General features: G+C 66.7%; 22 protein-coding genes. 6 read left to right on the top strand and 16 right to left on the bottom strand.

Annotated features, from left to right (window positions below; genetic code table 11):
* Positions 1 to 2 precede the first annotated feature (2 nt).
* The 6 genes from ligA to AC07Z7_RS10395 all read right to left on the bottom strand — a co-directional run bounded on the left by ligA (position 3) and on the right by AC07Z7_RS10395 (position 4,967).
* Positions 3 to 443 (bottom strand): protocatechuate 4,5-dioxygenase subunit alpha, encoded by a 441-nt coding sequence (gene ligA, locus AC07Z7_RS10420; protein ID WP_494766205.1) that lies wholly within the window; start codon positions 441 to 443, stop codon positions 3 to 5.
* Between the two features lie 4 nt (positions 444 to 447).
* Complete coding sequence (locus tag AC07Z7_RS10415; protein ID WP_252658128.1) at positions 448 to 1,377, bottom strand: amidohydrolase family protein; 930 nt, start codon at positions 1,375 to 1,377, stop codon at positions 448 to 450.
* Positions 1,378 to 1,411: 34 nt separating this feature from the next.
* Positions 1,412 to 2,422, bottom strand: coding sequence for a Bug family tripartite tricarboxylate transporter substrate binding protein (locus tag AC07Z7_RS10410; RefSeq protein ID WP_494766204.1), 1,011 nt, complete (start codon positions 2,420 to 2,422; stop codon positions 1,412 to 1,414).
* An 89-nt stretch (positions 2,423 to 2,511) separates the two neighbouring features.
* Complete coding sequence (gene ligK, locus AC07Z7_RS10405) at positions 2,512 to 3,195, bottom strand: 4-carboxy-4-hydroxy-2-oxoadipate aldolase/oxaloacetate decarboxylase (RefSeq protein ID WP_494766203.1); 684 nt, start codon at positions 3,193 to 3,195, stop codon at positions 2,512 to 2,514.
* A 1-nt stretch (position 3,196) separates the two neighbouring features.
* Positions 3,197 to 4,231 carry an amidohydrolase family protein gene (locus AC07Z7_RS10400; RefSeq protein ID WP_494766202.1) on the bottom strand — a complete coding sequence of 345 codons (1,035 nt, stop codon included), beginning with the start codon at positions 4,229 to 4,231 and terminating at the stop codon, positions 3,197 to 3,199.
* Between the two features lie 34 nt (positions 4,232 to 4,265).
* On the bottom strand, positions 4,266 to 4,967 hold the full coding sequence (locus tag AC07Z7_RS10395) for a substrate-binding domain-containing protein (protein WP_494766201.1): 702 nt from the start codon (positions 4,965 to 4,967) through the stop codon (positions 4,266 to 4,268).
* A gap of 188 nt (positions 4,968 to 5,155) precedes the next feature.
* On the opposite strand from AC07Z7_RS10395, the gene AC07Z7_RS10390 reads away from it, so the two are divergent.
* A complete protein-coding gene (locus AC07Z7_RS10390; RefSeq protein WP_252658124.1) occupies positions 5,156 to 6,106 on the top strand; it encodes a LysR substrate-binding domain-containing protein in 951 nt (316 codons plus the stop codon).
* Between the two features lie 144 nt (positions 6,107 to 6,250).
* Here AC07Z7_RS10390 and AC07Z7_RS10385 read toward each other — a convergent pair whose 3' ends face one another.
* The 6 genes from AC07Z7_RS10385 to AC07Z7_RS10360 all read right to left on the bottom strand — a co-directional run bounded on the left by AC07Z7_RS10385 (position 6,251) and on the right by AC07Z7_RS10360 (position 12,105).
* On the bottom strand, positions 6,251 to 7,189 hold the full coding sequence (locus AC07Z7_RS10385) for an NAD(P)-dependent oxidoreductase (RefSeq protein WP_494766200.1): 939 nt from the start codon (positions 7,187 to 7,189) through the stop codon (positions 6,251 to 6,253).
* Between the two features lie 18 nt (positions 7,190 to 7,207).
* Positions 7,208 to 8,179 (bottom strand): Bug family tripartite tricarboxylate transporter substrate binding protein, encoded by a 972-nt coding sequence (locus AC07Z7_RS10380; protein ID WP_494766199.1) that lies wholly within the window; start codon positions 8,177 to 8,179, stop codon positions 7,208 to 7,210.
* A gap of 15 nt (positions 8,180 to 8,194) precedes the next feature.
* A complete protein-coding gene (locus AC07Z7_RS10375; protein WP_063459764.1) occupies positions 8,195 to 9,514 on the bottom strand; it encodes a TRAP transporter large permease in 1,320 nt (439 codons plus the stop codon).
* On the bottom strand, positions 9,511 to 9,993 hold the full coding sequence (locus AC07Z7_RS10370; protein WP_494766198.1) for a TRAP transporter small permease: 483 nt from the start codon (positions 9,991 to 9,993) through the stop codon (positions 9,511 to 9,513). Before AC07Z7_RS10370 ends, AC07Z7_RS10375 begins: the two co-directional genes overlap by 4 nt.
* A gap of 112 nt (positions 9,994 to 10,105) precedes the next feature.
* Positions 10,106 to 11,143: a TRAP transporter substrate-binding protein gene (locus tag AC07Z7_RS10365; protein WP_063459762.1), complete on the bottom strand. Its 1,038-nt coding sequence runs from the start codon at positions 11,141 to 11,143 to the stop codon at positions 10,106 to 10,108.
* Positions 11,144 to 11,316: 173 nt separating this feature from the next.
* The gene (locus tag AC07Z7_RS10360; RefSeq protein ID WP_494766197.1) at positions 11,317 to 12,105 is read right to left on the bottom strand and encodes a GntR family transcriptional regulator; all 789 of its coding nucleotides are present in this window, start codon (positions 12,103 to 12,105) and stop codon (positions 11,317 to 11,319) included.
* Between the two features lie 272 nt (positions 12,106 to 12,377).
* Between AC07Z7_RS10360 and AC07Z7_RS10355 the strand changes: the two genes are divergently transcribed.
* Positions 12,378 to 13,430, top strand: a complete 1,053-nt coding sequence (locus tag AC07Z7_RS10355; RefSeq protein ID WP_094291880.1) for an aromatic ring-hydroxylating dioxygenase subunit alpha — start codon at positions 12,378 to 12,380, stop codon at positions 13,428 to 13,430.
* Positions 13,427 to 14,392 carry a PDR/VanB family oxidoreductase gene (locus AC07Z7_RS10350; protein ID WP_094291881.1) on the top strand — a complete coding sequence of 322 codons (966 nt, stop codon included), beginning with the start codon at positions 13,427 to 13,429 and terminating at the stop codon, positions 14,390 to 14,392. Before AC07Z7_RS10355 ends, AC07Z7_RS10350 begins: the two co-directional genes overlap by 4 nt.
* A gap of 120 nt (positions 14,393 to 14,512) precedes the next feature.
* Here the strand turns inward: AC07Z7_RS10350 and AC07Z7_RS10345 are convergent, their stop codons facing one another.
* The 3 genes from AC07Z7_RS10345 to AC07Z7_RS10335 all read right to left on the bottom strand — a co-directional run bounded on the left by AC07Z7_RS10345 (position 14,513) and on the right by AC07Z7_RS10335 (position 20,513).
* Positions 14,513 to 14,863 carry an HPF/RaiA family ribosome-associated protein gene (locus AC07Z7_RS10345; RefSeq protein ID WP_094291882.1) on the bottom strand — a complete coding sequence of 117 codons (351 nt, stop codon included), beginning with the start codon at positions 14,861 to 14,863 and terminating at the stop codon, positions 14,513 to 14,515.
* Positions 14,864 to 14,962: 99 nt separating this feature from the next.
* Entirely contained in the window at positions 14,963 to 16,975 is a 2,013-nt protein-coding gene (locus tag AC07Z7_RS10340; protein WP_494766196.1) for a CHASE2 domain-containing protein, read from the bottom strand.
* Positions 16,947 to 20,513: a TonB-dependent receptor domain-containing protein gene (locus tag AC07Z7_RS10335; RefSeq protein WP_494766195.1), complete on the bottom strand. Its 3,567-nt coding sequence runs from the start codon at positions 20,511 to 20,513 to the stop codon at positions 16,947 to 16,949. The genes AC07Z7_RS10340 and AC07Z7_RS10335 overlap by 29 nt, the downstream gene beginning before the upstream one ends.
* Before the next feature lie 600 nt (positions 20,514 to 21,113).
* Here AC07Z7_RS10335 and AC07Z7_RS10330 point away from each other — a divergent pair.
* Complete coding sequence (locus AC07Z7_RS10330) at positions 21,114 to 22,004, top strand: gamma-glutamyl-gamma-aminobutyrate hydrolase family protein (protein ID WP_094291914.1); 891 nt, start codon at positions 21,114 to 21,116, stop codon at positions 22,002 to 22,004.
* A gap of 447 nt (positions 22,005 to 22,451) precedes the next feature.
* On the opposite strand, the gene AC07Z7_RS10325 is transcribed toward AC07Z7_RS10330, so the two are convergent.
* Positions 22,452 to 23,405, bottom strand: coding sequence for a LysR family transcriptional regulator (locus tag AC07Z7_RS10325; protein WP_205734204.1), 954 nt, complete (start codon positions 23,403 to 23,405; stop codon positions 22,452 to 22,454).
* A 58-nt stretch (positions 23,406 to 23,463) separates the two neighbouring features.
* On the opposite strand from AC07Z7_RS10325, the gene AC07Z7_RS10320 reads away from it, so the two are divergent.
* The gene (locus AC07Z7_RS10320; RefSeq protein ID WP_094291886.1) at positions 23,464 to 23,811 is read left to right on the top strand and encodes a protocatechuate 4,5-dioxygenase subunit alpha; all 348 of its coding nucleotides are present in this window, start codon (positions 23,464 to 23,466) and stop codon (positions 23,809 to 23,811) included.
* 11 nt (positions 23,812 to 23,822) lie between these two features.
* Positions 23,823 to 24,668: a class III extradiol dioxygenase family protein gene (locus AC07Z7_RS10315; protein WP_094291887.1), complete on the top strand. Its 846-nt coding sequence runs from the start codon at positions 23,823 to 23,825 to the stop codon at positions 24,666 to 24,668.
* Positions 24,669 to 24,797: the final 129 nt, after the last annotated feature.

Below are 24,797 nucleotides of genomic sequence, written 5' to 3'. Positions count from 1 at the left end.
CGTCAGATTCCTTTCTTGCCCGCGCTACCCTGGGGCTGGCGGTGCGCCTGGGCGTCGCCGTCTTCGCCGATGTAGCGGTTGCCTTCGGCGCTGCGGCCGCCGTTGATCATCATGTTGCGGTATTCCTCTTCGGTCATGCCGGTCATGCTGCCCGCCATCTGCTGAAAGCTCTTGCCGTCGGTCGAGCCGATCTTGGCCAGGAAGTAGATGTTGCCGCCCAGGCGAATGCACCAGTTCAGGTCACGTGCCAGCACGGCCTGCTTCTGCTCTTCGGTCATCGCCCATTCGTCCAGGTAGGCACGTTCGTTGGCCTTGAAGCGGACGCGGTTCTCGGCCTTCATCAGGCTCATGCAGAACTGGTTGAGCCAGTAGCCCTTGCGGCTTTGCTCGGCGTCGAAGATGGTCGTGCCGGGCACGTCCAGGTAGGGTTTATCGAGCGACATGGTGTCAGTCCTCCACGGTGACTTCTTCGGGCCAGTACAGGCGCATGGGGTTGTCCACCAGCAGCTTCTTTTGCAACTCCGGTGTCGTTGCGATGTGCGGGATGAAGTCCACCAGCAGGCCGTCGTCGGGCATGTGGTCCTTGAGGTTGGGGTGCGGCCAGTCGGTGCCCCAGAGCACGCGGTCGGGGAACTCCTCGACCACGCGGCGGGCAAAGGGCACCACGTCCTGGTACGCGTTCTGCTCGCCATTCAGCGCCTTGGGGCCCGTCACGGAGAGGCGCTCGGGGCAGCTCACCTTGCTCCACACATTGGGGTGCTGGCGCATGAATTTCAGGAACAGTTCGAACTCGGGCCCGTCCACCGGCTTGCTCACATCGGGGCGGCCCATGTGGTCCACCACCACGGTGGTGGGCAGGGCGGTGAAGAAGTCCCACAGCTCGGGCAGGTCCACCGCCTCGAAGTAGATCACCACATGCCAGCCCAGCTGGTGGATGCGCGCGGCAATCTCCATCAGCTCGTCCTTGGGCGTGAAGTCCACCAGGCGCTTGACGAAGTTGAAGCGCACGCCGCGCACGCCGGCGTCGTGCATGGCCTGCAGTTCTTCGTCAGTGACCGAGCGCTTGACGGTGGCCACGCCACGCGCCTTGCCGCCCGAGTGCACCAGCGCATCGACCATGGCGCGGTTGTCCGCACCGTGGCAGGTGGCCTGCACCACCACGTTGCGGGCAAAACCCAGGTGGTCGCGCAGCGCGTACAGCTGGTGCTTGCTGGCATCGCAGGGCGTGTACTTGCGCTCGGGGGCGTAGGGGAACTCGGCCCCGGGGCCGAACACGTGGCAATGCGCGTCCACCGCACCGGCAGGCACCTGGAACCGGGGTTTGCTCGGACCCGCGTACCAGTCGAGCCAGCCAGGGGTTTTTGTGAATTCGCTCATGCGCGTACTCCTTGGTTTCTTGCAGGCTCGCAGATCAATCGAGCGACACGTTGGCCTTGCGGATCACGTCGCCAAAACGCTGGCTCTCGTCCTTGACGAACTGGTTGAACTGCGCGCGGGTGGTGGGGAACTGCTCGTAGCCAAAGGTCTTGAACTTCTCGGCCACTTCGGGGCCAGTCAGGGCCTGTTCGATGTCTTTGCGGATCTTGTCTGCCACGGCAGCGGGCAGGCCGGGCGGCACGGCAATGGCATTCCAGCCCGTGACGGCAAAGTCCTTGGGGCCACCCGATTCGGCCACGGTGGGCACATCGGGGAACTCGGCCGAGCGCTGGGGCCCGGCAAACGCGAGCAGGCGCAGCTTGCCCGCGCGGTACAACGGGCCTGCGGTGGCGGCGCTACCCAGTGCAAAGTCGATCTCGCCGGTGGAGACCGAGGTGTAGAGCTGCGTGGTCTCCTTGAAGATCACATGCTCCATCTGTGTGCCGGTGGCCGATTCGAACAGCTCCGAGCCCAGGTGCACCGGGTTGCCCACCGACCAGCTGCCGTAGTTGAGCTTGCCGGGGCGCGCCTTGGCATCGGCCACGATGTCGCCCACGGTCTTGTACTTGCTGCCCGTGCCCACGGTGAAGAAGAAATGCGTCTTGAACAGCGGCAGCAGCGTGTCGAAGTCCTTGGCCACGTCGTAGGGCAGCTTCTTGAACAGGCTGGGGTAGGCAGCCAGGTGCACGTTGTCCAGGATGAGCAGGTCGTGGCCGTCCTTGGCGCCGCGCTTCCAGGCGTCGATGGCGATGAAGCCGTTGCCGCCAGGGCGGTTCTCCACGATCACGCCCGTGCCCCAGGTGCGCGAGAGCTTGTCGGCCACCAGGCGGGCCACGCCGTCGGGGCCGCCACCGACGGGGAAGGGGCTGATGATGCGCACCTGCTTGGTGGGGAACTGCTGCGCGGCAGCGGGTTGCACCAGCGTGCCCGCCACGGCGGCCACACCCAGTGCCAGGGCCAGCGTGCGGCGGATACGGAAAGAGGAAGCAGCAGAAGAGGAAGTCATGGGATCAGGGACAGAGAAGAATCAAAATTGATAGCTATCAGCGCAATATGGACGCGCGCAGACGATCTGAAAAGCTTGTAAAAGTAGGTTCAGTCGATGTACTTGAGCCCCGCTGCCGCCAGCGGCTCGCGCATCTTGTACATATCGAGGCCCAGCACGCCGCTGGCCAGCTTGGCGCGCTTCTCGCCTTCAAAGCTTTCGCGCTTTTGCGCGGCGGCCAGGGTCTCGACCGCGCGGGCGGCAGGCACACACACCACGCCGTCGTCGTCGGCCACGATCACGTCGCCGGGCGTGACGAGCTGGCCGGCACACACCACGGGGATGTTGACCGAGCCGATGGTGGCCTTGATGCAGCCCTTGCTGGAGATGCACTTGCTCCACACCGGGAAGTTCATCTCATTGAGTGTCTTCACATCGCGCACCCCGGCGTCGATGATGAGTGCCCGCGCGCCACGCGCCTGGAAGGACGTGGCCAGCAGGTCGCCAAAGTAGCCGTCGGTGCACTCGGCCGTGATGGCGGCCACCACGATGTCGCCGGGCTGGATCTGCTCGGCCACCACATGCATCATCCAGTTGTCGCCCGGGTGCAGTAGCACGGTGACGGCCGTGCCGCTGACCTGCACACCGCTCTGGATGGGGCGCATATAGGGCTTGAGCAGGCCCACGCGGCCCATGGCCTCGTGCACGGTGGCCGAGCCCAGGGCGGCCAGGCCATCGGCGGCTGCGCGGTCGGCGCGGGTGATGTTGCGGTAGACAACGCCTAGTTCGTACATATCAGAGCCCCTTTGCTTTCAGACGGGTATCGAGTCGGGAGAACACACGGCGCGTGTTGGCTTCGTAGATCTGGTGTTTGTCGTCGGCGCTCAGGATCGTGGACGCCTCGATGTAGCGCTTGGTGTCGTCGTAGTAGTTGCCGGTGGTGGGGTCGATGCCGCGCACCGCACCAATCATCTCGCTGGCGAACAGCACGTTCTTCACCGGGATCACGGTGTTGAGCAGGTCGATGCCGGGCTGGTGGTACACGCAGGTGTCGAAGTACACGTTGTTCATCAGGTGCTCGTCCAAGAGCGGCTTCTTCATCTCCTGCGCCAGACCACGGAAACGGCCCCAGTGGTAGGGCACCGCACCGCCGCCGTGCGGGATGAGGAACTTGAGCGTGGGGAAGTCCTTGAACAAATCGCCCTGGATCAGCTGCATGAAGGCCGTGGTGTCGGCATTCAGATAGTGCGCGCCGGTGGTGTGGAAGCACGCGTTGCAGCTGGTGCTCACGTGGATCATGGCGGGCAGGTCGTACTCCACCATCTTTTCGTAGATGGGGTACCAGTGCTTGTCGGTCAGCGGGGGGCTGGTCCAGTGGCCGCCAGACGGATCGGGATTCAGGTTGATGCCCACCGCGCCGTATTCGTGCACGCACTTTTCCAGCTCGGGGATGCAGGTGGCGGGATCGACACCGGGCGATTGCGGCAGCATGGCCACGGGCACGAAGTGGTCGGGGAACAGCGTGGAGACGCGAAAGCAGAGCTCGTTGCAGATGGCCGCCCAGGTGCTGGACACGTTGAAGTCGCCAATGTGGTGGGCCATGAAGCTGGCGCGCGGGCTGAACAGCGTGATGTCGCTGCCGCGCTCCTTCATCAGCTTGAGCTGGTTGGTCTCGATGGACTCGCGCAGCTCGTCGTCGCTGATCTTCAGGTTAGCCACTTTGGGCATGGCCGCCGGGTCTTTGATGCCGGCGATCTGCGCATTGCGCCAGTTCTCCAGCGCCTTGGGGGCCGTGGTGTAGTGGCCGTGGCAGTCGATGATGAGGCTCATGGTTGGTGCTCCTGGAAGGTGTTCTTGTGATCGGTCAGGCGGGCTCCATGCCCTGCTTGCGTTTGGCTTCGGCAGCGGCTGGGGAGGCCAGATAGGCCAGCAAGGCACGCGCGGCATCCACCTGCTGTGAATGCGCGCCGATACCCGCAGAAAACGTGGTGGTGATCTGGATGGCCGGTGGCAGCGGACCCGCGATCTGGATGCCCGGCACGTGCAACAACTCGCTCAGTTGCTGAAAGCCCAGCGCCACCTCGCCCTTGGCCACCAGCGAGCCCACAGGCACACCGGGGGGTGCCTGCACCATGCGCGGCGCAATCTGCCCGGCAATACCCCAGCGCTCGAACAGTTTGCTCAGCGCCACGCCGCTGGGGCCGGTGGACAGGCTGATGCTGGGCGCGGCCAGCACGGCATTGCGTACGGCGTCTTCGGTGCTGAGGTCGGGCGCCGGCGCGCCCGCAGGCACGGCCACGGCCACGCCGGAGTGCACCCAGTCCACCTTGCTGCCGGGCAGCAAATGGCCTGCGGCCATGAGTTTGTCGATGGCGTCGGACGCGAGGATGACCACATCGAACACCTCGCCGCCCGCCACGCGCTTGGCCGCGTCCACGCCGCCCACCGATTCGATCTGCACCGCGCCCGCCCCGGGGGCACTGGCGGCATAGGCCGCCGTCAGCTCGGCCAGCACCTGGCGGGTGGCCATGGATGAGATGCCGCGAAGCAGCGGTGCGGTGGTCATGGGTGTTTGTCTCCTGGCGGGCTCTGCGCGGCCTCTTGAAGGGCCGCAGGGAAAGCCGCAACGGGGCTTTCTGTGGCACCGATTGTGGAGAGGGCGGCTGCATTCATGAAGTCGGCACCCGCACTACCAGCTATATCATTCCGTGATTGTTGACCCACAGCTATTGCAAATAGCAGAGAGCCTTGCCCATGGACCTCAAGCAGATCGAATACTTTGTGCGGGTGGCCGAGCTGGGCAGCTTCACGCGTGCCTCGGTGGTGCTGGACATTGCCCAGCCCGCGCTGAGCCGCCAAGTGCGCCTGCTGGAGGTGGAACTGCGCCAGAACCTGCTGGTGCGCAATGGCCGGGGCGCCACGCCCACCGAGGCAGGCAAGCTGCTGCTGGAGCATGGGCGCGGCATCCTGCACCAGGTGGAGCGCGCGCGCGAGGAGCTGGGCCGCGTGCGCGGGGCCCTCGCCGGGCGTGTGGCCATCGGCCTGCCACCCAGCATTGCCAAGGTGCTGACCGTGCCGCTGACGCGCGCCTTCCGCGTGAAGATGCCCGACGCGGCGCTGGCCATCAGCGAAGGGCTGTCGGTGGCCATGCGCGAATCGCTGACCACGGGGCTGCTCGACATTGCGCTGCTCTACAACACACCGCCCGCGCCGGGCATCGAGATCACGGCGCTGCTGGAGGAAGACTTGTTCCTGGTCCAGCGGCGTGGTGGCGCACAACCCGGTGCCGAGGCAGACACCAGCACCCCGCTGCCCCTGGGCGATCTGCCCCGGTATCCGCTGGTCATCCCCACGCGCCCCAACTCGATCCGCATGCTGGTGGAGTCGGAACTGGCCACGCGCGGCAAACGCCCGCAGATCAGCCTGGAGATTGACGGCGTGGCCGCCATCCTGGACCTGGTGGCCGACGGCGCGGGCTGCGCCGTGCTGCCCATGAACGCGGTCACCACCTCGGGCAAGCCCGAGGTGTTCAGCACCCGCCCCATCCACGGCGCGAGCAGCGATGACGGAAGCGACGACGGCGCCCGCCTGCGCAGCAAGCTCTATCTGGCCGTGAGTTCGCAACGCCCGGCCACGCTCACGCAGCAGGCGATGGCGGAGCTGATTCGTACGACCCTGATGGCGCTGTACAAGACGCCGGGTTGAGTTGCAGACCGGGCCCATGCAGCCCCACCCGTTCGGGCTGAGCTTGTCGAAGCCTGGTGCAGCGTTTCGACAGGCTCAACGTGAACGGTCGGGGGCAAGCGTCGCAAGAAACAAAACGGCCGCCGCGCGCCACCAGCTTTCGAATCAGTCGTTAGGAGGTACCTTGCGCACGCTGCCCAGCACCCTGTCCGCATAGTCCTGCCAGCGCGCATCCTGAGGCAGGTCCGCGAACACCCCGGCACGCGCCAGGTCGGCCACCCACTGCTGCTTGTCGGCGATGGCCGATGTCATCAAAGGCTCCATGCCGGCTTCGCCCACAGTGCGGGCCGACTCGCGCATCTCTTCGGCGCGGCGCTGGCCGTGTTGCACCACGCGGCTGAAGAAGTAGCGGCCCTGCTGGTGCCAGTCGATGGACGGAAAGGTCTCAGCCAGCGTGGGCAGCACATGGTCTTCCACGCCGTAATGGCGGGCGGTGGCGTAGCTCTCGATGACCAGGGCTTCGAGGCCTTTGATCATCACGCTGCGGCACATCTTGATGGCGCTGGCCACGCCCAGGCGGTCGCTGACCGGTGTGACGTCCATGCCCCAGGCCTGCAGTGCAGGTGCCAGCGCAGCCGCGTGGGGGCCGCCCAGCAGCATGGGCACGGCCATGCCATAGGGCGGCACCGAGGTCATCACGCCCGCCTCCACATACCGCCCGCCGCGCGCCTCGATGCATTGCGCGGCCTGCTGCTTGGTGCCGGGCGAGGCGGAGTTGAGGTCCAGAAAAAACGCGCCCGGGACGATGTGCGGCGCCACCGCCTCGGCCACCGCCAGCGTGTTGCTGGCCGTGACGGCCGACACGATGAGTTGGCGCCCGGCGCACAGCGCGGCCACGCTGTCGGCCGCGCGCACGCCTGCGGCCTGTGCGTGGGCCAGCGGCTCGGAGCCCTTCGCGGGGTCGATGAACTTCAGATCCCACACCACCAGATCGCCCACACCCCGGGCGCGCAGGCCTGCCGCAAAGATGCGGCCCACCTCGCCGTAGCCAACGATGCCCAGACGGTGCATTGGGAGCGTGTCTTGCTTCTCTTCAGTCTGCATGGTGCGGTCGGTGTTCTGTCATTGCCTGGGGATGCCCGCGCGCTCGATCACGGCGCGCCAGCGTTCGATGTCGGACTTGAGCAGCGCGGCGGCCTGCTCGGGCGTAGAGGTTCGCGGCTCCACATTGAGGGCGCGCAACTGCTGCTGCACCGCAGGCGTGCCCACGGAGGCCACCACCTCGCGCTGCAGGCGGTCCACCACGGCGCGCGGGGTGCGCGCAGGGGCAGCCAGCGCGTTCCACGATGTGGCCACAAAACCCTTTACCCCCGACTCCGCCGCCGTGGGCACGTCAGGCAGGGCGGCAGACCGCTGCTCGTTGGCCACGGCCAGCACCCGCAGCGCACCCGCGCGCACCTGGGGCAGTGCGGGGCCGAGGATCTCCACGCCCACATCCACCTGGCGCCCCCGCAGCGCGGTGATGAGCGCGGGCGTGCCGTTGAAGGGCACCACCTGCGCATCGATGGCCGCACTGCTTTTGAACAGCTCGGCCGCAAGGTGCTGGGTGCTGCCGGTGTTGATGCTACCTATGTTGAGCCGCCCCGGATGGGCGCGCGCGTGCGCCAGCAGCTGGCCCAGCGTGTGGTGCGGCGAATCGGCAGGCACCAGCACGGCGATGTCGAACACGCCCAGCGTGCTCACGGGCGTGAAGTCGGCCAGGGTGTCGTAGGGCAGCGCCTTGAACAGGCTGGCCGTGACGGCCGTGCCGTTGGACATGAGGAACAGGGTGTGCCCGTCGGGCTCGGCACGGGCCACGGCATCGGCCGCCACCACGCCACCCGCACCCGGGCGGTTGTCGATGACCACCGGCTGCCCCAGCCGCGCCGCCAGGCCGGTGGCCACAGCGCGTGCCGTGAGGTCGCCCACACCGCCCGCCGCAAACGGCACCACGATGCGCAGCGGCTTGGAAGGAAAGGTGGGCTGGGCCTGCAGTCCACCCCAGGGCGCCAGCCCTGCGGCGGCCAGGGCGCGGAGCGCGGTGCGGCGATCCAACGGCACCTCAGCCCCTCAGCCCACGAACTGCACCAGCCACAGCGAGATGGGCGGGAACAGCAGCAGCAGCGTGGTGCGCACCACATCGCTGGCCAGGAAGGGCATCACGCCCTTGTAGCTCTCGGCAATCGGCACATCCTTGGCCATGCCGTTGACCACGTACACGTTCAACCCCACAGGTGGCGCGAGCAGACCAAAGCCCACGGTCATGAGCACCATGATGCCGAACCAGATGGCCGTGTGCTCCTGCGACATGCCGAAGTCCAGGCCCATGATCACCGGGAAGAAGATGGGGATGGTCAGCAGGATCATGGACAGCTCGTCCATCACCGCGCCCAGCACCACGTAGAAGATCAGGATGCCCGCCACCACCAGGTAGGGCGAGACGTTCCAGCCCTGGATCAGGCTGGCCAGCTGGCCGGGCACCTGCGTGAGCGCCAGCGCCGTGTTCATCATGTCGGCGCCGATGAAGATCATGAAGATCATGGCGCTGGCAGACGCGGTGGACAGGAAGCACTGCTTGACCTTCTCCAGCGTCAGCTCGCGCTTGAGCAGCGCCGCGACAAAGGTGCAGGCCACGCCCACGCCTGCCCCTTCGGTGGGGGTGAACAGGCCGCCGTAGATGCCGCCAAACACCACCAGGAACACGATGGCGATGGGCAGCACACCCATCAGGGCCTGCAGGGACATCTTGGGCAGGTCCACCGTATGGTCGGGCGCATGGCCCGGGCGGATGCGCACGTAGATCGCAATCGCGATCATGTAGCCCAGCATGGCGATGATGCCGGGGATGGTGGCCGCAGCGAACAGCTTGGCGATGTTCTGCTCGGTCAGGATGGCGTAGATCACCAGCGGCACCGAGGGCGGGATCAGGATGCCCAGCGTGCCGCCTGCCGCCAGTGTGCCGGTGGCCAGGCGGCCCGAGTAGCCATGCCGCTTCATCTCGGGCAGCGCCACCGAGGTGATGGTGGCGGCCGTGGCGATGGACGAGCCGCAGATCGCACCAAACGCCGCGCTGGCCCCCACGGCGGCCATGGCCAGCCCGCCCTTGAAGCGCGCCATGAGCACGCTGGCGAACTGGAACAGCGCCTTGGAGATGCCCCCCTGGGTGGCAAAGTTGCCCATGAGGATGAACAACGGGATCACCGACAGGTCGTAGCTTGCAAACCGTGCAAACGCCAGGCCATTGAGGTTGTTCAGAAACGGCGGCAGCCCCACCTGGTAGAGGTAGCCAAAGGCACCGGCGGCAAACATCGCCGCCGCAATGGGCACACGCACCACCATGAGCGCCAGCATCACGCCAAAGATGCAGAGAGCGAGAAGCAGCGGGCTCATGCGACGCCCTCTTCTTCTTTCTGCGCCGGGCCGAAGGCCTGCACCAGGGCAATCACCCCCGTCAGCAGCAGGGGCGGCACCATGGCGGCGTAGGTGATCCACTCGGGAAAGCCCAGCATCATGGTCGTGGTCATGGAGCTGCGGGCGCTGAGCCCCCCCGTGGCCGTGCGCCAGGCCAGCACGATGAACATGGCGGCCAGCAGCAGCGCGCCAAAGCGGTCCAGCCGCGCGTTGACGGCCGAAGAGGCCCGGGCGGTGAAAAAGTCCACGATGATGTTCTGGCGGCGCAACTGGCACCAGGGCATGAACAGCGCTATGGCCGCACCAGCGGCCACGGCCGTCAGTTCATAGTCGCCCAGCAGGGTCCAGCCCGTGGTGTTGCGGCCGATGAGACTGGCGCAGGTGATCAGCGTCACCCCCGTGAGAATGATCCCGGCCAGCACCGCGCAGGCCTGGGCGAGAAACGATAGGAACTTCAAGGCAGGGTCCTGTCAGAAAAATCAAACCGATCCGTCCCGGCACCTGCCAGGGCGGATCGGCGTGCACAGGCGCCCCAGGCACGCCCGGGTGCGCCCAAAAGCAACACCACGCTTATTTGCTGTGTTTCTCGATCAGGGCCCGGGCTTCGGCCGCGAGCTTGGCACCGTCGATGCCCTTGCCCTTGACCTCGTTGATCCAGTCGGTCTCCACACTGGCGGCGGTGCGGCGCCAGCGCTGGGTCTCGGCCACGTCCAGGGCCACGATGTTGTTCTTGGCACGCTCGGCAATCTGGCGGCCCACCTTGTCGCCTTCGTCCATGGCGCGGCCGAACATGGCAGCGGTCTCGATGCCGGAGTTCTTGTCGATCACGGCCTTGAGGTCGGGGGGCAGCTTGTCGTAGCTGGCCTTGTTCATCGAGAACGCAAAGGTCTGCGTGTACAGGCCTTCCTTGCCCGCAAAGGTGGTGTGGTTGCGCACCAGCTCGGTCACCTTGAGCGACGGCGTCACCTCCCACGGGATGGTGGTGCCATCGATGGTGCCCTTGCTGAGCGCATCGGTCACCGCAGGCACGGGCATGCCCACGGGCGTGGCGCCCAGCTTGGTAAGCATGTTGCTGATGATGCGCGAGCCGCCACGCACCTTCATGCCGCGCAGGCTTTCCAGGCCGGTCACGGGGGTCTTGGTGTGGAACAGGCCGGGGCCGTGGGTGTGCACTGCGATCAGCTTCACATCCTTGAATTCGTCGGCCGCGAACTTCTCGACGTATTCCTGGATGGCGCGCGAGGAGGCTTCGGCATTGCCGCTCATGAAGGGCAGCTCGAACACTTCCGTCTTGGGGAAGCGGCCCGGGGTGTAGCCCAGCACCGTCCAGGTGAAGTCCACCACGCCATCGCGCGCCTGGTCGAACAGCTGCGGGGGCGCGCCGCCCAGCTGCATGGCATGGAACAGCTGCACCTTGATCTTGCCGCCCGATTCGGCCTCGATCTTCTGGGCCCAGGGCACCAGGGCCTTGGCCGGGATGGTGGCCTGGGGTGGCAGCATCTGGTGCAGCCGCAGGGTCACGGTCTGCGCCATGGCGCTGCCCGCCACCGTGGCCAGGGCGGCTGCCCCGAGGGCCGTCAATGCGGCGCGTCGCTTGAGGAAGTTCATTTTTGTCTCCAGTCTCCGTGGGTCTGCACTTGTATCTTTTTCTGCATGCGTGGGACGCATCTGAGCCTCACTGTGCATGCGGTCACGGCCACATGCCAGTTCTATGACGGACTTTCAGCTATGCCAGACCGTTATGAAACCGGTGAAACCCGCAGAACGGCAGCAGGACGGGTTCATCGGCGGCGGATGAGCGCGAGGGCAGGCATGCTGGCAGCGCCCTGCCCGGCCGCCTGCGCGGACAGGGCGGAACGCAGGTTGCGCTGGGCCAGGCGCGAGTGCTCGCGCAGGATGGCCTCGGCGCGTGCGCCTTCGTGGTGTTCGATGGCATCGAGCAGCTGGCGGTGCTGGTCCTGCGCCACCACCAGCATGTCGCGCGCCTGCTGCGAATGGGTCTGCACCAGCACAAAGGCCGAGGGCGAGGCAAAAGGCAGGCCCTTGACCCGCTCCAGCTCGCGCGCCACCACACTGCCGCCCAGCATGCGGCCCAGCAGCACATGGAACTGCGCATTCAGCTCGACATAGCGCGCAAAACCCCGGTCGTCCAGGGCCGGGGGTGCCAGCGTGGCATCGATGGCGTCCAGGCAGGCGTGGGCGTCGGCCAGCACGGCGGGAGGCACCCCGCGCTCGGCCGCCAGACGCGCCGCCAGCCCCTCCAGGGTGCCGCGCAGCGCAATCGCATCGGCCACATCGGCTTCAGAAAAAGTGCGCACGGCGTAGCCGCCGCCGGGCAGGCGCTGCAGCAGCCCCTCCTGCTCCAGCCGCATCAGCGCCGCGCGGATGGGCGTGCGCGACACCCCCAGCTTCTCGACGATGGCCAGCTCGGCAATGCGCGCGCCGCCGGGCAGCTCGCCCGCCAGGATCATCTCGCGCAGGCGCAGCTGCGCTTTCACCGACTGGGAGGCTCCCGCTTCGGCGCCGTCGCCAGGGGTGGGCTCCGCCACCGGGGATTCACTGGGGTTCATAGGCAAACAAGTCAAAGAGGTTGGGGGTGGCGTTCCGCCTGGGAGACGTCGCCCAATAATGTATACACAACCAAAGGATCAGTCCCATAGATTTCAAAGAAAATCTTTTAAAAACAATGATTTATGAGATATCACAGGTTGCAATAGCTGATTTATCACCATTCAATGTATACATTAACGCCGCTTTTTCGCACAATCCGCCCAGCAAGCCCCACCCCGCGCTGCGACGCATGCTCCGCAGCGCGGCCCCACCACACAAAGAGACAAGCCCCATGTACCCCAAGAACGCCTGGTACGTCGCCTGCACCCCCGACGAGATCGCCGAAAAGCCCCTGGGCCGCACCATCTGCGGCGAGAAGATCGTGTTCTACCGCCCCGCGCCCGACCAGGTCGCCGCGCTGGACGACTTCTGCCCCCACCGGGGTGCCCCGCTGTCGCTGGGCACGGTGTGCGAGGGGCACCTGCAGTGCGGCTACCACGGCCTGCGGGTGGAATGCACGGGCAAGTCGGTGTCCATGCCCGGCCAGCGTGTGCAGGGCTTTCCCAAGGCGCGCAGCTTTCCGGTGGTGGAGCGCTATGGCTTCATCTGGGTGTGGCCGGGTGACGCCGACAAGGCCGACCCCGCCACCATCCACCACCTGCCCTGGGCCAACAACCCCGAATGGGCCTACGGCGGCGGGCTGTACCACATTGCCTGCGACTACCGCCTGATGATCGACAACCTGATGGACCTGACGCACGAGACCTATGTGCACTCCACCAGCATCGGCCAGAAGGAAATCGACGAGGTGCCCTGCAAGACCCGCGTGGAGGGCGATGAGGTCATCACCAGCCGCTTCATGGAAGGCATCCAGCCGCCGCCCTTCTGGCAGATGGCGCTGCGCATGAACGGCCTACCCGACGACCAGCCGGTGGACCGCTGGCAGATCTGTCACTTCACGCCGCCCAGCCATGTGCTGATCGAAGTGGGTGTGGCGCTGGCGGGCCACGGCGGCTACAACGCCCCGGCCGACAAGAAAGCATCCAGCATCGTGGTGGACTTCATCACGCCCGAAACCGAAACGTCTATCCACTACTTCTGGGGCATGGCGCGCAACTTCAAGCCGCAGGACCCGTCGCTCACCACCCAGATCCGCGACGGCCAGGGCAAAATTTTTGCCGAGGACCAGGACATGCTGGAACAGCAGCAGCAAAACCTGCTGCGTTACCCTGACCGCAAGCTGCTCATGCTCAACATCGACGCGGGCGGCGTGCAGTCGCGCAAGATCCTGGACCGCATCCTGGCGGCCGAGCAGGCCCCCGCACCCCAGGCGGTGACCGCATGACCGCGCAGGAAACCCTGCAGGTCCGCGTCGTCCAGAAGCGGACCGAAGCCGAAGGCATTGCCAGCTTTGAGCTGGCGCGCGTGGACGGCGCCGCGCTGCCCCCGTTCAGCGCGGGGTCGCACATCGACGTGCACGTTCCCGGTGGGCTGGTGCGCCAGTATTCGCTGTGCAATGCATCGCACGAGTCGCACCGCTACCGCATCGCCGTGCTGCGCGACGCGGCATCGCGCGGTGGCTCGGTGGCCATGCACGACAGCGTGCACGAAGGCGACGTGATCACCATCAGCACACCCCGCAACCACTTTGCGCTGCACCCCGCGCAGCGCACCCTGCTGCTGGCGGGGGGCATCGGCGTGACGCCCCTGTTGTGCATGGCCGACCGGCTGGCCCGCACGGGCGCCGACTTTGCACTGCACTACTGCACCCGCTCGGTGGAGCGCACCGCGTTTGCCAGCGAGATCGCGGCATCGGCGATGGGCCCCCATGTGCACTTCCACTTCGACGCAGGCTCGCCCGAGCAGAAGCTGGACCTGGCCGCCGTGCTCGCCGCGCCCGGTGCGGACAAGCGCCTGTATGTGTGCGGCCCCGCAGGCTTCATCGACCATGTGGTGACCACCGCCAAGGCCATGGGCTGGGCGCAGGACAACATCCACCTCGAATACTTTGGCGCCCCGGCGCAGGACACCTCGGGCGACCAGGGCTTTGAAGTGCGCATTGCCAGCACCGGCAAGGTCTACCCGATTGCAGCCGATGTGTCGGTGGTGGAGGCGCTGCGCAAGGAGGGCATCGACATCCTCACATCCTGCGAGCAAGGCGTGTGTGGCACCTGCCTCACGCGCGTGCTGGAGGGCGAGGTGGATCACCGCGACATGTACCTGACGGACGAAGAAAAAGCCGCCAACGAACAGTTCATGCCCTGCTGCTCGCGCGCGCGCAGCAAGCTGCTGGTGCTGGATCTGTGAGTGGCCCAAGCAAAAAAGGCGCTGCAACCGTGGGTTGCAGCGCCTTTCCCCTGAGTGCTATCAAATAAATAGCTATCAGCGCTTATCCATCGCGCGCAGAAGCCATTTTTTAATCAAGTTTCACTCCGCCACAGCCGCCCGGATGGTCTCGCGGCCGTTGCGGTCCTTCACGCGGCCCAGGTCGGTGTCGAGCGCGCGCGCCAGCTTGTCGGCCGCGCCGATGAAGGCGTTGGCCATCTTGTCGGCGTCGTCGGTCACGGTGACGGGCTGGCGGCCGGTGACGCGCGCCTCGATGCGGCAGCGCTTGTCATTGGCGCCCGACTTGCCCGCATCCAGGTCGCTCAGGAACACTTCCAGCCGCGTCACATGGTCCTGAAAACGCGACAGCCGGCTCTTGCATTCGTCCGTGATCCAGCGGGCCAGTGATTCGCCGCCGTGGATGTGGTCGTCGGTGTTGACTTGTACTTGCATGGCGAGGGGCCTTCCTGATGAAGTTGCGAAGGCCCCATCATGGCACCGGCGTCCATACCCCCGGTAAACACATGTCAAAGGATGTTGAATTCGTCCGATCTAGAGTTTGTCAAGCGACACGGCAGGTACCCAGGGCGCATCGGCAGGGAGCGCCCGGGCCTCGGCCACACGCTCGCGCAGCCGGGTGGCGGCCAGGTCACCGGGCAGCCGCTCCAGCACCCGCGCCAGCTGCGCCTCGGCGCCGGGCCAGTCGCGGGCATGGAATGCGGTCAGCGCCGCGTTACTCGCCTCGCGCACCGTGGCGTCGTCGCAGGGCGTGAACACGCGCACGGGCTCGGTCTTGCCCTTGACGATCACATCGTCCAGCGCGCGCAGCGCCACCGTGGGAGGCAGCTGCGCTGCGGTGGCGGCCGACAGCAGGATGCCGGTGCCAAAGGCCTTGTTGGCCCCCTCCAGCCGCGCGGCCAGGTTCACCGCGTCGCCAATCGCGGTGTATGAAAAGCGCTGGTCCGAACCCACATTGCCCACCACCACCCGCCCCGTATGCAGGCCAATGCGCATATGGATGGGCGGCAGCCCGCGCGCGGCCAGGCCCGCCACCAGCGCCTGCATGGCCTGCTGCATGGCGATGGCGGCGGCCACGGCGTGTTCGGCGTGCTGCGCATCGTCCAGCGGCGCACCCCAGAAGGCCATCACCGCATCGCCGATGAACTTGTCCAGCGTGCCACCGGTGGCGTGCACGATGGGCGTCATCGCGTTGAAGTAGGCGGTGAGCACCTCCACCGTCTGGTCGGCGCTGAGCTGCTCGGACAGCGTGGTGAAGCTGGCCAGGTCGGTGAACATGAGCGTGACCTCGCGCGACTCGCCACCCAGGCGCATCAGCTCGGGCTGCGCGATGAGACGCTCCACCACGGCGGGCGGCACATACTGCGCAAACATCGCGCGCGTCTGGCGCGCGCGCTGGCGCACCGCCGCATAACCCGCCAGCGCTGCCCCGCCGTAGATCGCCGCTGTGGCCGCCGCAGGCAACAGCGGCGGCCACCACAGCTGAAACCGCGCAAACAGCCACCACGAACCCAGCGCGATGGCCCCCACCAGCACGGCCGCCAGCGCCGCCGCACCGGCCAGGGGCAGCCTGCGGTTGCCCCACAGCAACACGGGCAGCACCAGCAGCACCAGGGCCAGTGACCAGCTTTCGTGCACGCTGCGCAGCCCTCCGCCCGTGAGGTAGTTGTCCACCAGCGTGGCCTGAAGTTCCACGCCGGGGAACAGGCGCTCGCCGCCCGCCGTGCCAAACGGCGAGTTGAACAGATCGGCCTGCGACCGCGTCAGCTCGGTGGCCGTGCGCGCTGAGCGCCCCACGAGCACGATCTTGTTCTTGAAAAAGCCCGCGGGCAGCAGGCCCGGCTCCAGCGCCTGGTAGTACGAGCGCGTGTCGAAGGTGCCGCGCGCCCCTCGGTAGCCAATCCAGTCGAAATGGCGCAGCGCGGGCCGCTGCTGGCCGCGCGCCTCGGCCGCGCGCTGGGCCAGCCGCAGCGCAAAACTCTCGCGCGCCACCGGGGCGCGGCGCACCACAAAGTCGTCGTCCGGCTCCACCCCGGCATCGCCCGCGTCGGCGCCCGCATCCAGAAAGCGCTGCAGCGGCAACACGTCGAGCCAGAGCGCGGCGTTGCTGCTGTCGATCTTCTCGCGCGTGGCGGCCAGCACCACCGGGCCCGCCTCGGCAATGGCACGGTCCAGGGCCGCGTCCTCGGCCTCGGTGGAGGGATCGGCAAACACCACATCAAACCCCACGGCAGCGGCGCCGTCAGCATGCAAGCGCTGCAACAGGGCTGCATGTACGCTGCGCGGGAAGGGCCAGGGCTGCTGCAGCTCCTGGAAGGTGGGCTCGTCAATCGCCAGGATCACCACCGGCAGCGTGCTGCGCTGTGGCGCCACCAGCGCAGTGAGCACGTCAAAGGTCTTGAACTCCAGCAGATGCCAGGTGCGCGTGAAGGTGGCGGCGCCCACCAGCAGCAGCGCCAGCAGACAGGCCGCCAGGGGCCACCAAGGCTGGCTGCGCCAGGTGGCGGGCGAGGCCCGGTCAGAAGCGGTAGCGGGCGTCCAGGACATAGCGGGTCTTGCGGCGGTCTGACTTGGGCGCCCACAGGTTCATGGCAGCCACACCCACCACCCAGTGTTTGTCCTGCGACTCCCAGTACCCCATCAGGTCCACGCCCCAGCCGGGTGCGATGCGCGTGAGGTTTTCCTTGTCCTCAAACCGCTCTGACCGGTACACCGCCCGGCCACTGACATAGAAGCGCTGCGGGCCGACCCAGGTGGCGCCCAGCACGGCCGTGTGGCGCGGGATGTAGGGGATACGGCCCACGGCCCCGTCGGCGTCGTAGCTGCGGCTTTCGCTGCCCTGGTACAGATATTTGGCATAGCCTGACCAGCGGCGGCTGAACATGTGGTTGACACCTGCGCCCAGGGTCTTGAGCGTGCCGGAGTCGAAGCTGGGTGTGTCTTCCAGCAGGTCGGTGGTCGAGAGGTTGACCATCTGCGCGTTGCGCATTTCTTCGAGGAACGGCAGGCTGGGCGTGCGCAGGTCCACGCCCACGGTGCCGGGGTTGCGCACCCGCAGGTGGTCGGCCCGCAGGCTCACAAAGGTGCTCTGGCCCAGCGCCATGCCCAGCTGCGCCACCACACGCTTGTGGCGGCCGCCCGCTTCGACCAGGCGGTCCTCCACCGGAATGCCCGCCGTCTCCACGCTGGTGAGGGTGGACACACTGAGCGGCCGCAACCAGTCCTGGTAGGCCATGCGCACCGTGGTGCCTGCGGCAGGCTGCCACACCAGGCCCACGCGGGGCGTGACTACCCGTTCCATCTCGGCGCGACGTGCCTGCTCTTCGCTCAGGTGGTCCAGATTCACCAGGTAGCTTTGCGTCAGGCCGTCCACCCGGTGGCGAATTTGCTGCAGGCCGAGGGCCGCGTCCAGATTCCATGCCGCATCCAGGCGCTGGGTGGTGGCCAGGGTCAGGCCGGTGTAGCGGCGGTCCACGTTGTTGTAGCCGGCCACCAGAAGAGAGTCGCGGAAGGGGCCCACCCCCGGGATGTCGGCCGCCACGGCGGCCTCGCCTGCGATCAGGTTGTGCTGGCGCTCGCGCACATGCTCCAGCGCCACGCTCCAGCGGCTGCCGGGGGCGGTGTCCACCGTGTGGCGCAGTTGCAGGTCGTTGAACTGTTTCTGGGGCAGGCTGCTCACGCCCATCAGGCTGACAAACGGCGGCTCCAGGTACAGCGTGGGGTAACGCTGCAGCAGGATGTGCTCCATGCTGCGGCCGAGCTTGATCCAGGTCTGCTCGGTGGGCCCCCAGCGGTAGGCCAGGCCCACGGCGCCCTGGGTGCTCTGGTTGTCCAGCGCGGTCTCGAACAGGTTCTGGCTGGCCAGGCGCATGTCGAACTGGTTCACATAGGCAAACAGGTTGATGCGTTCGGTGGGCTGCATGCCCGCGCCAATGGTGACGGCACGCGCCCGCACATCGCCATAACCTCCGCGCACAGCGGGCGCGTTGTTGACCTGCAGATCAAACGGGAACTCGCTCGCACGGGCCGACTGGGCCTTGAAGAACCACGACACGGGCACATGGGTGTTGTTCATGCCGTTGAGCGTGACGGCGGGGGCCCGCATGCGGTAGAGGTCGCGGTCCAGCGTCACCCCCACGGCCCCATGCGCCCCCGGCTGCTGCAGAAGCGAGGAGTACCGCTGGCTCGCGCCAAACGCCATGGGGTCAGTCAGAAAGCCCTGGAACAGCGCAGAGTTCTTGTTGAACTCGCCCGCATAGCGGTCCGCCATGAACAAGTGACTGCCGCCCCAGTACGGATAAAAGCTCTGCTGCGCCAGTTCCAGCGCCCAGTCCTCCATGCCAAAAAAGGCCAGCGACGCACCCAGGTTGGCGCTGCCCTTCTGGTCGTTGGCGACTTGGTTGAGTGACTTGAGGTAGGGCATGCGCTGCACCGCAGCGCGCGCGGCTTCCACAGCCTCGCCGGGCTGGAACAGGTCGGTGTGGATCTGCGCCAGCAGCATGTGGGGCACAGGGTCCTTGTCGTCCAGCACGATGGCCTGGTGCAGGGTGGACAGCGCATCCTGGTGGCGGCCCAGCTGGTAGTAGGCGACGGCCGTCCAGGTCTTGGCACGGGCATAGCGCGGCTCCATCACGCCCGCGCGCAAGAACGCATCCAGCGCGGCCTGCGGGTGGCCCTGCTTGAGGTGCAGCAGGCCCTGGCCGGTGAGCGCCACATAGTCCGCCGGGTTGTCGCCCAGGGCCGTGGCAAAGGCCGCACCGGCTTCGGTGAACTCGTTCACAAAGGTTTCGAGTGTGCCCAGCTCACCCCAGGCGCCGGGCTGCTGGGGCGACAGCGCCAGTGCGCGTTGCAGGTTCTCGCGGGCGGGGCGGGGGTCTTCGCGCTCCACATGCGCGCTGCCCAGGCCCTGCCAGGCACGCGCATCGCCAGCGGCCAGCTGCGTGGCCTCGGTGTAGGCGGCCAGCGTGGCGGGCGCATCGCCCCGGCGCCGGGCCAGTTCGGCACGCACCAGCGCCACTTCGGCATGGGCCGTGGCCTGCACGGGGGCCAGCGCGGCGCTGGCCTCGTCCACACGGTCGCTCAGCATCAGCACACGGGCCAGCTGGGCCGTCAGCGCGGGGTGGGCGGGCCAGCGCTGCAAAGCCGTGCGCAGCGTGTCGGCGGCTGCGGCGCCTTCGCCCTCCACCAGCTGCACGTCGGACTGCATGAGCCAGGCGGGGAGCGGCGCCGCAGGCTGCGCCACCTGGCGGGCCAGTTGCTCGCGCGCGGCCAGCAGGTCGCCCGCCTGCAGGGCAATGGCCGCGTCCATCACCGCCAGCCAGGCGGCGGGGGCGCCGCTACTGCGGGCCTGCGCCAGGGCGGCGCGTGCAGCGGCCAGGTCGCGGGCCGCGAGCGCGGTGCGCACCGGGGCCAGGGTGTCGGGCACGGGCTCGGCGGCCAGGTGGGGCAGCGGGTCGGCACGCAGCGCGTTCACCCACTGGATGCGGTCGCGCGGCTGGCTCAGCACCAGCTTGACCGGGGCCTTGCCCACCTCAGCCATGGCCGCCTCGTTGGCACCCACGGACACCGCGCCCTGCGCATTGGAAAACTCCACGGTGCCCGAGAGCACCGTGATCAGCGTGCGGCCATCGTCCTCCACGCTGATGTCCCAGTCCGTGCCCCGGATCGCAGCCGTGGCCGCAGGGGTCTCCAGGTTCAGGCGGCTGCCATCGGCGCGTTTGGTCTGGGTCCAGGCGCGGCCCGCATTGAGCAGCAAGGTGGTCACCGGCTGGGCAGGGGTGGCCACGCCCTTGACCTGCAGCACCGTGTTCTGGTGCAGGCGCAGTTGTGTGTCGTCGGCAAACAGCAGCGCCATGCGCGCTGCCTGGCGCGTGCGCACAAAGTCACCCGTGGCCAGCGGCTGCGCCAGGCGCGCGGGGCCCCAGTCGGCCGCAGCGGCGGCGCGCTGGTCGCCCGTGCCTTGCAGGCTCACGATCTCGGCGGCGGCACCTGGGGGCACAACGGCCTGGGCGAACTGGGGCCAGGCCATGGCGGCCAGTGCCGCAAGCGTGGTGAGGGCGGGCAGGCGATTTTTCTTTTGGTGCATGTGGGGCTTTCGCGGAAGGCAGGAAACACATCAACTTCGCCGGGGCCTCAGAGCCTGTTCAAAGCCTTTTTGGAGTCGCACAAGTACCTTGCCGGGATGGGATGCTAGGCGCGGTGCGCAGTGGATAGCCTGGCTATCCACAAGCGCCGCAACGCCGCAGACCGCCCGGCAAGGCACTTGCCCGAAGGGTTGGAGTGAAATCGGGCGATTGGAAGCCTCGGCGGCTTGCATGGGCATGAGCCCATGCGGCGCATCCGAAGCTTCCACTCATCCCGATTGCACTCCAATGCGATCTCCAAAAAGGCTTTGAACAGGCTCTCAGCACCCGGCAAACAGAAATTATCGCGAGCGCCCTGCGCTCCAGCCCCTCGGCGCACGGGCCTCTGCCGCGCGTTTCATGAAGAAAGCCACATTTCGTAGCACCGCGTAACAGACGAAAGGGCCGCGCAGCGGCGAAGCCTGCCCCGCACGGCCCTTTCCTACAGACGGCCCAAGAAGGCGGTGATACAAACAAACCCGTGGGGGCCTTTCGCCCCTCCCTCCACCCCCTTCTTCTTGTTGCCCGCCACGCCCTGCGTGTGCCGCCCGGAGCCTTTTGCCATGCCCGCTGCCCCCCGCCTCAAGATCGGCCTGTCGGCCTGTTTCCAGCACGCCGACCCCACCCGCCCGCTGTTCACCAACAAGACGCTGCAGTATGTGGAGCAATCCATCGCGCACTGGATCATGTCGTCCGGCGCCATCGTGGTGATGGTGCCCTGCCCCACCGGCGAGACGGCGCGCGGCGATGTGACGCTGCAGCACTATGCCGAGTGGCTCGATGGCGTGGTGATGCACGGCGGCGCCGATGTGTGGCCCGGCAACTATGGTGAGGAGCCCCTGCGCGAAGAGTGGGTGGGTGACCGCGTGCGCGACATCTACGACCTGGCCCTGGTCAAGGCCTTTGCCGAAGTGGGCAAGCCCATCTTTGGCGTGTGCCGGGGCCTGCAGCTCATCAACGTGGCCTTTGGCGGCGCGCTGTACCAGGACATCGAGACCCAGCACCCGGGCGCGCTGCAGCACCGCAACGCCACCACCTACGACCAGCATTTCCACGACATCCAGATCGTGCCCGGCTCACGCTTGGCCCAGCTCTACCCCGACGCACCCCGCGCGCGCGTGAACAGCATTCACCACCAGGGCATCAAGCGCCTGGCCCCCGAGTTCGAGGTCGAGGCCCTGAGCGAGCCCGATGGCGTGCCCGAGGCCATCCGCCTCAAGCCTGCGCCCGGGCGCGGCTACATTGCGGCCACGCAGTGGCACCCGGAGTTCCACAAACAGGGCTCGGACACGCTGGACGACACGGCCATCCTGCAGGACTTTCTGGCGGCGTGCGTGGAGGCACGCAAGCACCCGGTACGGCCGGGTAAGCCGGTGGGGTTGCGGGACCGGGCAACGCGGCTGTTGCGCGGCGCGCTGCGCAGGGACAGGGCCGAGGAGAAAAACAATCCGTAGCTCTGCTGACTAGATCAACTGCAAATGCCTTGCATCGATCCAAAACAGCGTCTAGGATGCGGGCAGTCAAGTCTTCGGTGCCGTGGCGACCATGCCAATCACGGGGGGCCTCTTCAGCACGTGTCTGGTGATCATTGCCGCCTTTTTTATGGTGTTCGATCTCTCCCTGGAGATCAATCAGAAATCAAAGGAGGAAAAATGAAAGTCAAATTCAAGCTGCAAAGCAATCGAAAGGGCGCGGGGATTCTGGGGGTATGCGCACTGGACACTGCATGGAGGTCACTGTGATGAACTGGTTGTCTTAGGTCCAAAGAGAGCCCGCCCCCACCAACAATAGAAAACGCCCCTTTCAAAGGGGCGTTTTCGCTTTTCGCCAATCTATCTGTTGAGACCCGCTGTATTGGCGACCCAAGTCGGGCCAGACGGAACCCGATGCAATTGGACAATCTACTTTCGGTTTGCGTCACATCGCAGCGTTAACACCGGCCCCACCACTCCCTCCACCTCCCCCCGCAGCCACCGGTGCGCCGCATCCTGCTGGTACCGCACATGCCAGATCAAATACATCGGCATGGCCGGGCACACCACCGGCACGGGCGCACTGGCCAGACCTGCCAAGGCCGTGCGGGCCAGCAGCGAGGGCGCGGTGGTGAGCAGCGCCGTGCCGCGCACAAAGGCTGGTAGCGCCGCAAAACCCGGCACGCGCACCGCAAAGCGGCGGCGCACGCCACGGGCCAGCAGCTGGCGGTCCAAGTCCAACCCCCGGTGCGCCTCGTAGGCCACAGTGGTGTGGTCGGCGGCCAGGTAGTCGGCCTCGGTGGCGGGGGCGCTGCGCACGCTGGCGTCGTAGAACACGCGGTACTGGTCTTCAAACAAACGCTTTTGCACGATGTCCGTGCCATCGGGCGGACGGGGGCTGATGACCAGTTGGCACGCGTCAGACCGCAGCAGCTCCGCGCTGGGCGCGCCGCTGGGCAAGATACGCAGCGTGACGCCCGGCGCTGCGGTGCGCAGGCGCATGGCCAGTGCGGGCAACAGCAAATCACGCTGAAAGTCGTTCGCCGCAATCGTCAGCTCGGTCTGCCACGCGGCAGGATCAAACTCGGCCCCTTGGGCAAAGAGCTGCATCTGGTGCAGCATGTCGCGCGCGGGCTGGGCCAGCGCTTCGGCCCGTGCGGTGGGCACGATGCCGCGCCCGCGCTTCACAAACAGCGGGTCGCCGGTAATGGCGCGCAGCTTGTCGAGCAGGTGGCTCACGGCCGACTGGGTGACGCCCAGGCGATCAGCCGCCGCCGTGATGCTGCCCGTCTCCAGCACGGCCAGCAGCAGCTTGAGCAGGTGGCCGTCCAGCGCTGATCCATCGAAATTGCTCATGCATTCGATGATGTTTTCAGGCTTCATCTTTGGCAATGGCATCGCGACACTGCGGGCTGACTTACATCAAGCCCCGGAGACTTCCATGCCTTCCCCACTGCCCCCGATCCCCGGCACCACGCCGTTCGATGGCGACCAGGCCCGCAAGGGCTATGCGCTGAACAAGATGTGCTTTTCGTTCAACGACGAGGCCAATCGCAAGGCCTTTCTGGCCGACGAAGAGGCGTACATGCGCAAGTACGGCCTGAACGAGCAGCAGGCCGCCGCCATCCGCGCCAAGAACGTGCTGCAGCTGATTGCCGCAGGTGGCAACGCCTACTACCTGGCCAAGTTTGCTGGCATCTTCAAGCTGGACATGCAGGACATCGGCGCACAGCAGACGGGCATGACCAAGGACGAATTCAAAGCCATGCTGGTCGCAGCGGGCAAATAAGGAGACATCACATGGCACAACTCATCGGCGGCCTCGGCACCTCGCACATTCCGGCCATTGGCAACGCCATCCACAAGGGCCTGCAAAACGAGCCGTACTGGAAGCCCTTCTTCGACGGCTTTCCGCCCATCCGCCAGTGGCTGAGTGAGAAGCAGCCCGACGTGGTGGTGATGTTCTACAACGACCACGGCCTGAACTTCTTCCTCGACAAGATGCCGACCTTTGCCGTGGGCGCTGCGGCCGAATACAACAACGCGGACGAGGGCTGGGGCATCCCCACGCTGCCGCCGTTCAAAGGCGAGGTGGACTTGTCGTGGCACCTCATCAACACGCTGATCGAGCAAGAGTTTGACGTGACCACCTGCCAGGAGATGCTGGTGGACCACGCCTGCACGCTGCCGCTCAAGCTCTTCTGGCCCGGGGGCGATTGCCCCGTGACGGTGGTGCCGGTGTGCATCAACACCGTGCAGTTCCCGCTGCCGTCGGCCAGGCGCTGCTACGCGCTGGGCAAGGCCGTGGGACAGGCCATCCAGAGCTGGGACAGCGACAAGAAGGTGGCGGTGATTGCGTCGGGCGGCCTTTCGCACCAGCTTGACGGCGAACGCGCAGGCTTCATCAACAAGGCGTTTGACCTGCAGTTCATCGAGAGCCTGACCACCAACCCCGAGTGGGCCACGCAGTTCAGCGTGCACGAGCTGGTGGAAAAGACCGGCACCCAGGGCGTGGAGCTGCTGATGTGGCTGGCCATGCGCGGGGCGCTGGCCACCGCCAGCGCGGGCGTGCGACGGGTGCACAGCAACTACCACATCCCGATCTCGAACACGGCGACGGCCGTGATGGCGCTGGAAACGGTCTGACCTCGTCAAGTTCAAGCATTTTTGGCTGCCTGCGCCCATCCATCATGCGCAAGCAGCTATCAATTCAGGAGTATTGACCTCTCTCAGCTTTCCCACAGACTGGCATCAGGCATTGTGTTTACTGTAAAT

The organism is Acidovorax sp. GW101-11A03 (assembly GCF_059424825.1).
This window is presented reverse-complemented; position numbering and strand designations above follow the sequence as displayed.

What these genes read in the sequence shown, in the direction of transcription:
- ligA (WP_494766205.1), bottom strand. Translation starts at nt 443, where the DNA reads ATGTCGCTCGATAAACCCTACCTGGACGTGCCCGGCACGACCATCTTC.
- AC07Z7_RS10335 (WP_494766195.1), bottom strand. Translation starts at nt 20,513, where the DNA reads ATGCACCAAAAGAAAAATCGCCTGCCCGCCCTCACCACGCTTGCGGCA.
- AC07Z7_RS10385 (WP_494766200.1), bottom strand. Translation starts at nt 7,189, where the DNA reads ATGCAGACTGAAGAGAAGCAAGACACGCTCCCAATGCACCGTCTGGGC.
- AC07Z7_RS10395 (WP_494766201.1), bottom strand. Translation starts at nt 4,967, where the DNA reads ATGACCACCGCACCGCTGCTTCGCGGCATCTCATCCATGGCCACCCGC.
- AC07Z7_RS10315 (WP_094291887.1), top strand. Translation starts at nt 23,823, where the DNA reads ATGGCACAACTCATCGGCGGCCTCGGCACCTCGCACATTCCGGCCATT.
- AC07Z7_RS10400 (WP_494766202.1), bottom strand. Translation starts at nt 4,231, where the DNA reads ATGAGCCTCATCATCGACTGCCACGGCCACTACACCACGGCCCCCAAG.
- AC07Z7_RS10360 (WP_494766197.1), bottom strand. Translation starts at nt 12,105, where the DNA reads ATGAACCCCAGTGAATCCCCGGTGGCGGAGCCCACCCCTGGCGACGGC.
- AC07Z7_RS10415 (WP_252658128.1), bottom strand. Translation starts at nt 1,377, where the DNA reads ATGAGCGAATTCACAAAAACCCCTGGCTGGCTCGACTGGTACGCGGGT.
- AC07Z7_RS10330 (WP_094291914.1), top strand. Translation starts at nt 21,114, where the DNA reads ATGCCCGCTGCCCCCCGCCTCAAGATCGGCCTGTCGGCCTGTTTCCAG.
- AC07Z7_RS10350 (WP_094291881.1), top strand. Translation starts at nt 13,427, where the DNA reads ATGACCGCGCAGGAAACCCTGCAGGTCCGCGTCGTCCAGAAGCGGACC.
- AC07Z7_RS10325 (WP_205734204.1), bottom strand. Translation starts at nt 23,405, where the DNA reads ATGAAGCCTGAAAACATCATCGAATGCATGAGCAATTTCGATGGATCA.
- AC07Z7_RS10320 (WP_094291886.1), top strand. Translation starts at nt 23,464, where the DNA reads ATGCCTTCCCCACTGCCCCCGATCCCCGGCACCACGCCGTTCGATGGC.
- AC07Z7_RS10355 (WP_094291880.1), top strand. Translation starts at nt 12,378, where the DNA reads ATGTACCCCAAGAACGCCTGGTACGTCGCCTGCACCCCCGACGAGATC.
- AC07Z7_RS10390 (WP_252658124.1), top strand. Translation starts at nt 5,156, where the DNA reads ATGGACCTCAAGCAGATCGAATACTTTGTGCGGGTGGCCGAGCTGGGC.
- AC07Z7_RS10340 (WP_494766196.1), bottom strand. Translation starts at nt 16,975, where the DNA reads ATGTCCTGGACGCCCGCTACCGCTTCTGACCGGGCCTCGCCCGCCACC.
- AC07Z7_RS10365 (WP_063459762.1), bottom strand. Translation starts at nt 11,143, where the DNA reads ATGAACTTCCTCAAGCGACGCGCCGCATTGACGGCCCTCGGGGCAGCC.
- AC07Z7_RS10345 (WP_094291882.1), bottom strand. Translation starts at nt 14,863, where the DNA reads ATGCAAGTACAAGTCAACACCGACGACCACATCCACGGCGGCGAATCA.
- ligK (WP_494766203.1), bottom strand. Translation starts at nt 3,195, where the DNA reads ATGTACGAACTAGGCGTTGTCTACCGCAACATCACCCGCGCCGACCGC.
- AC07Z7_RS10410 (WP_494766204.1), bottom strand. Translation starts at nt 2,422, where the DNA reads ATGACTTCCTCTTCTGCTGCTTCCTCTTTCCGTATCCGCCGCACGCTG.
- AC07Z7_RS10375 (WP_063459764.1), bottom strand. Translation starts at nt 9,514, where the DNA reads ATGAGCCCGCTGCTTCTCGCTCTCTGCATCTTTGGCGTGATGCTGGCG.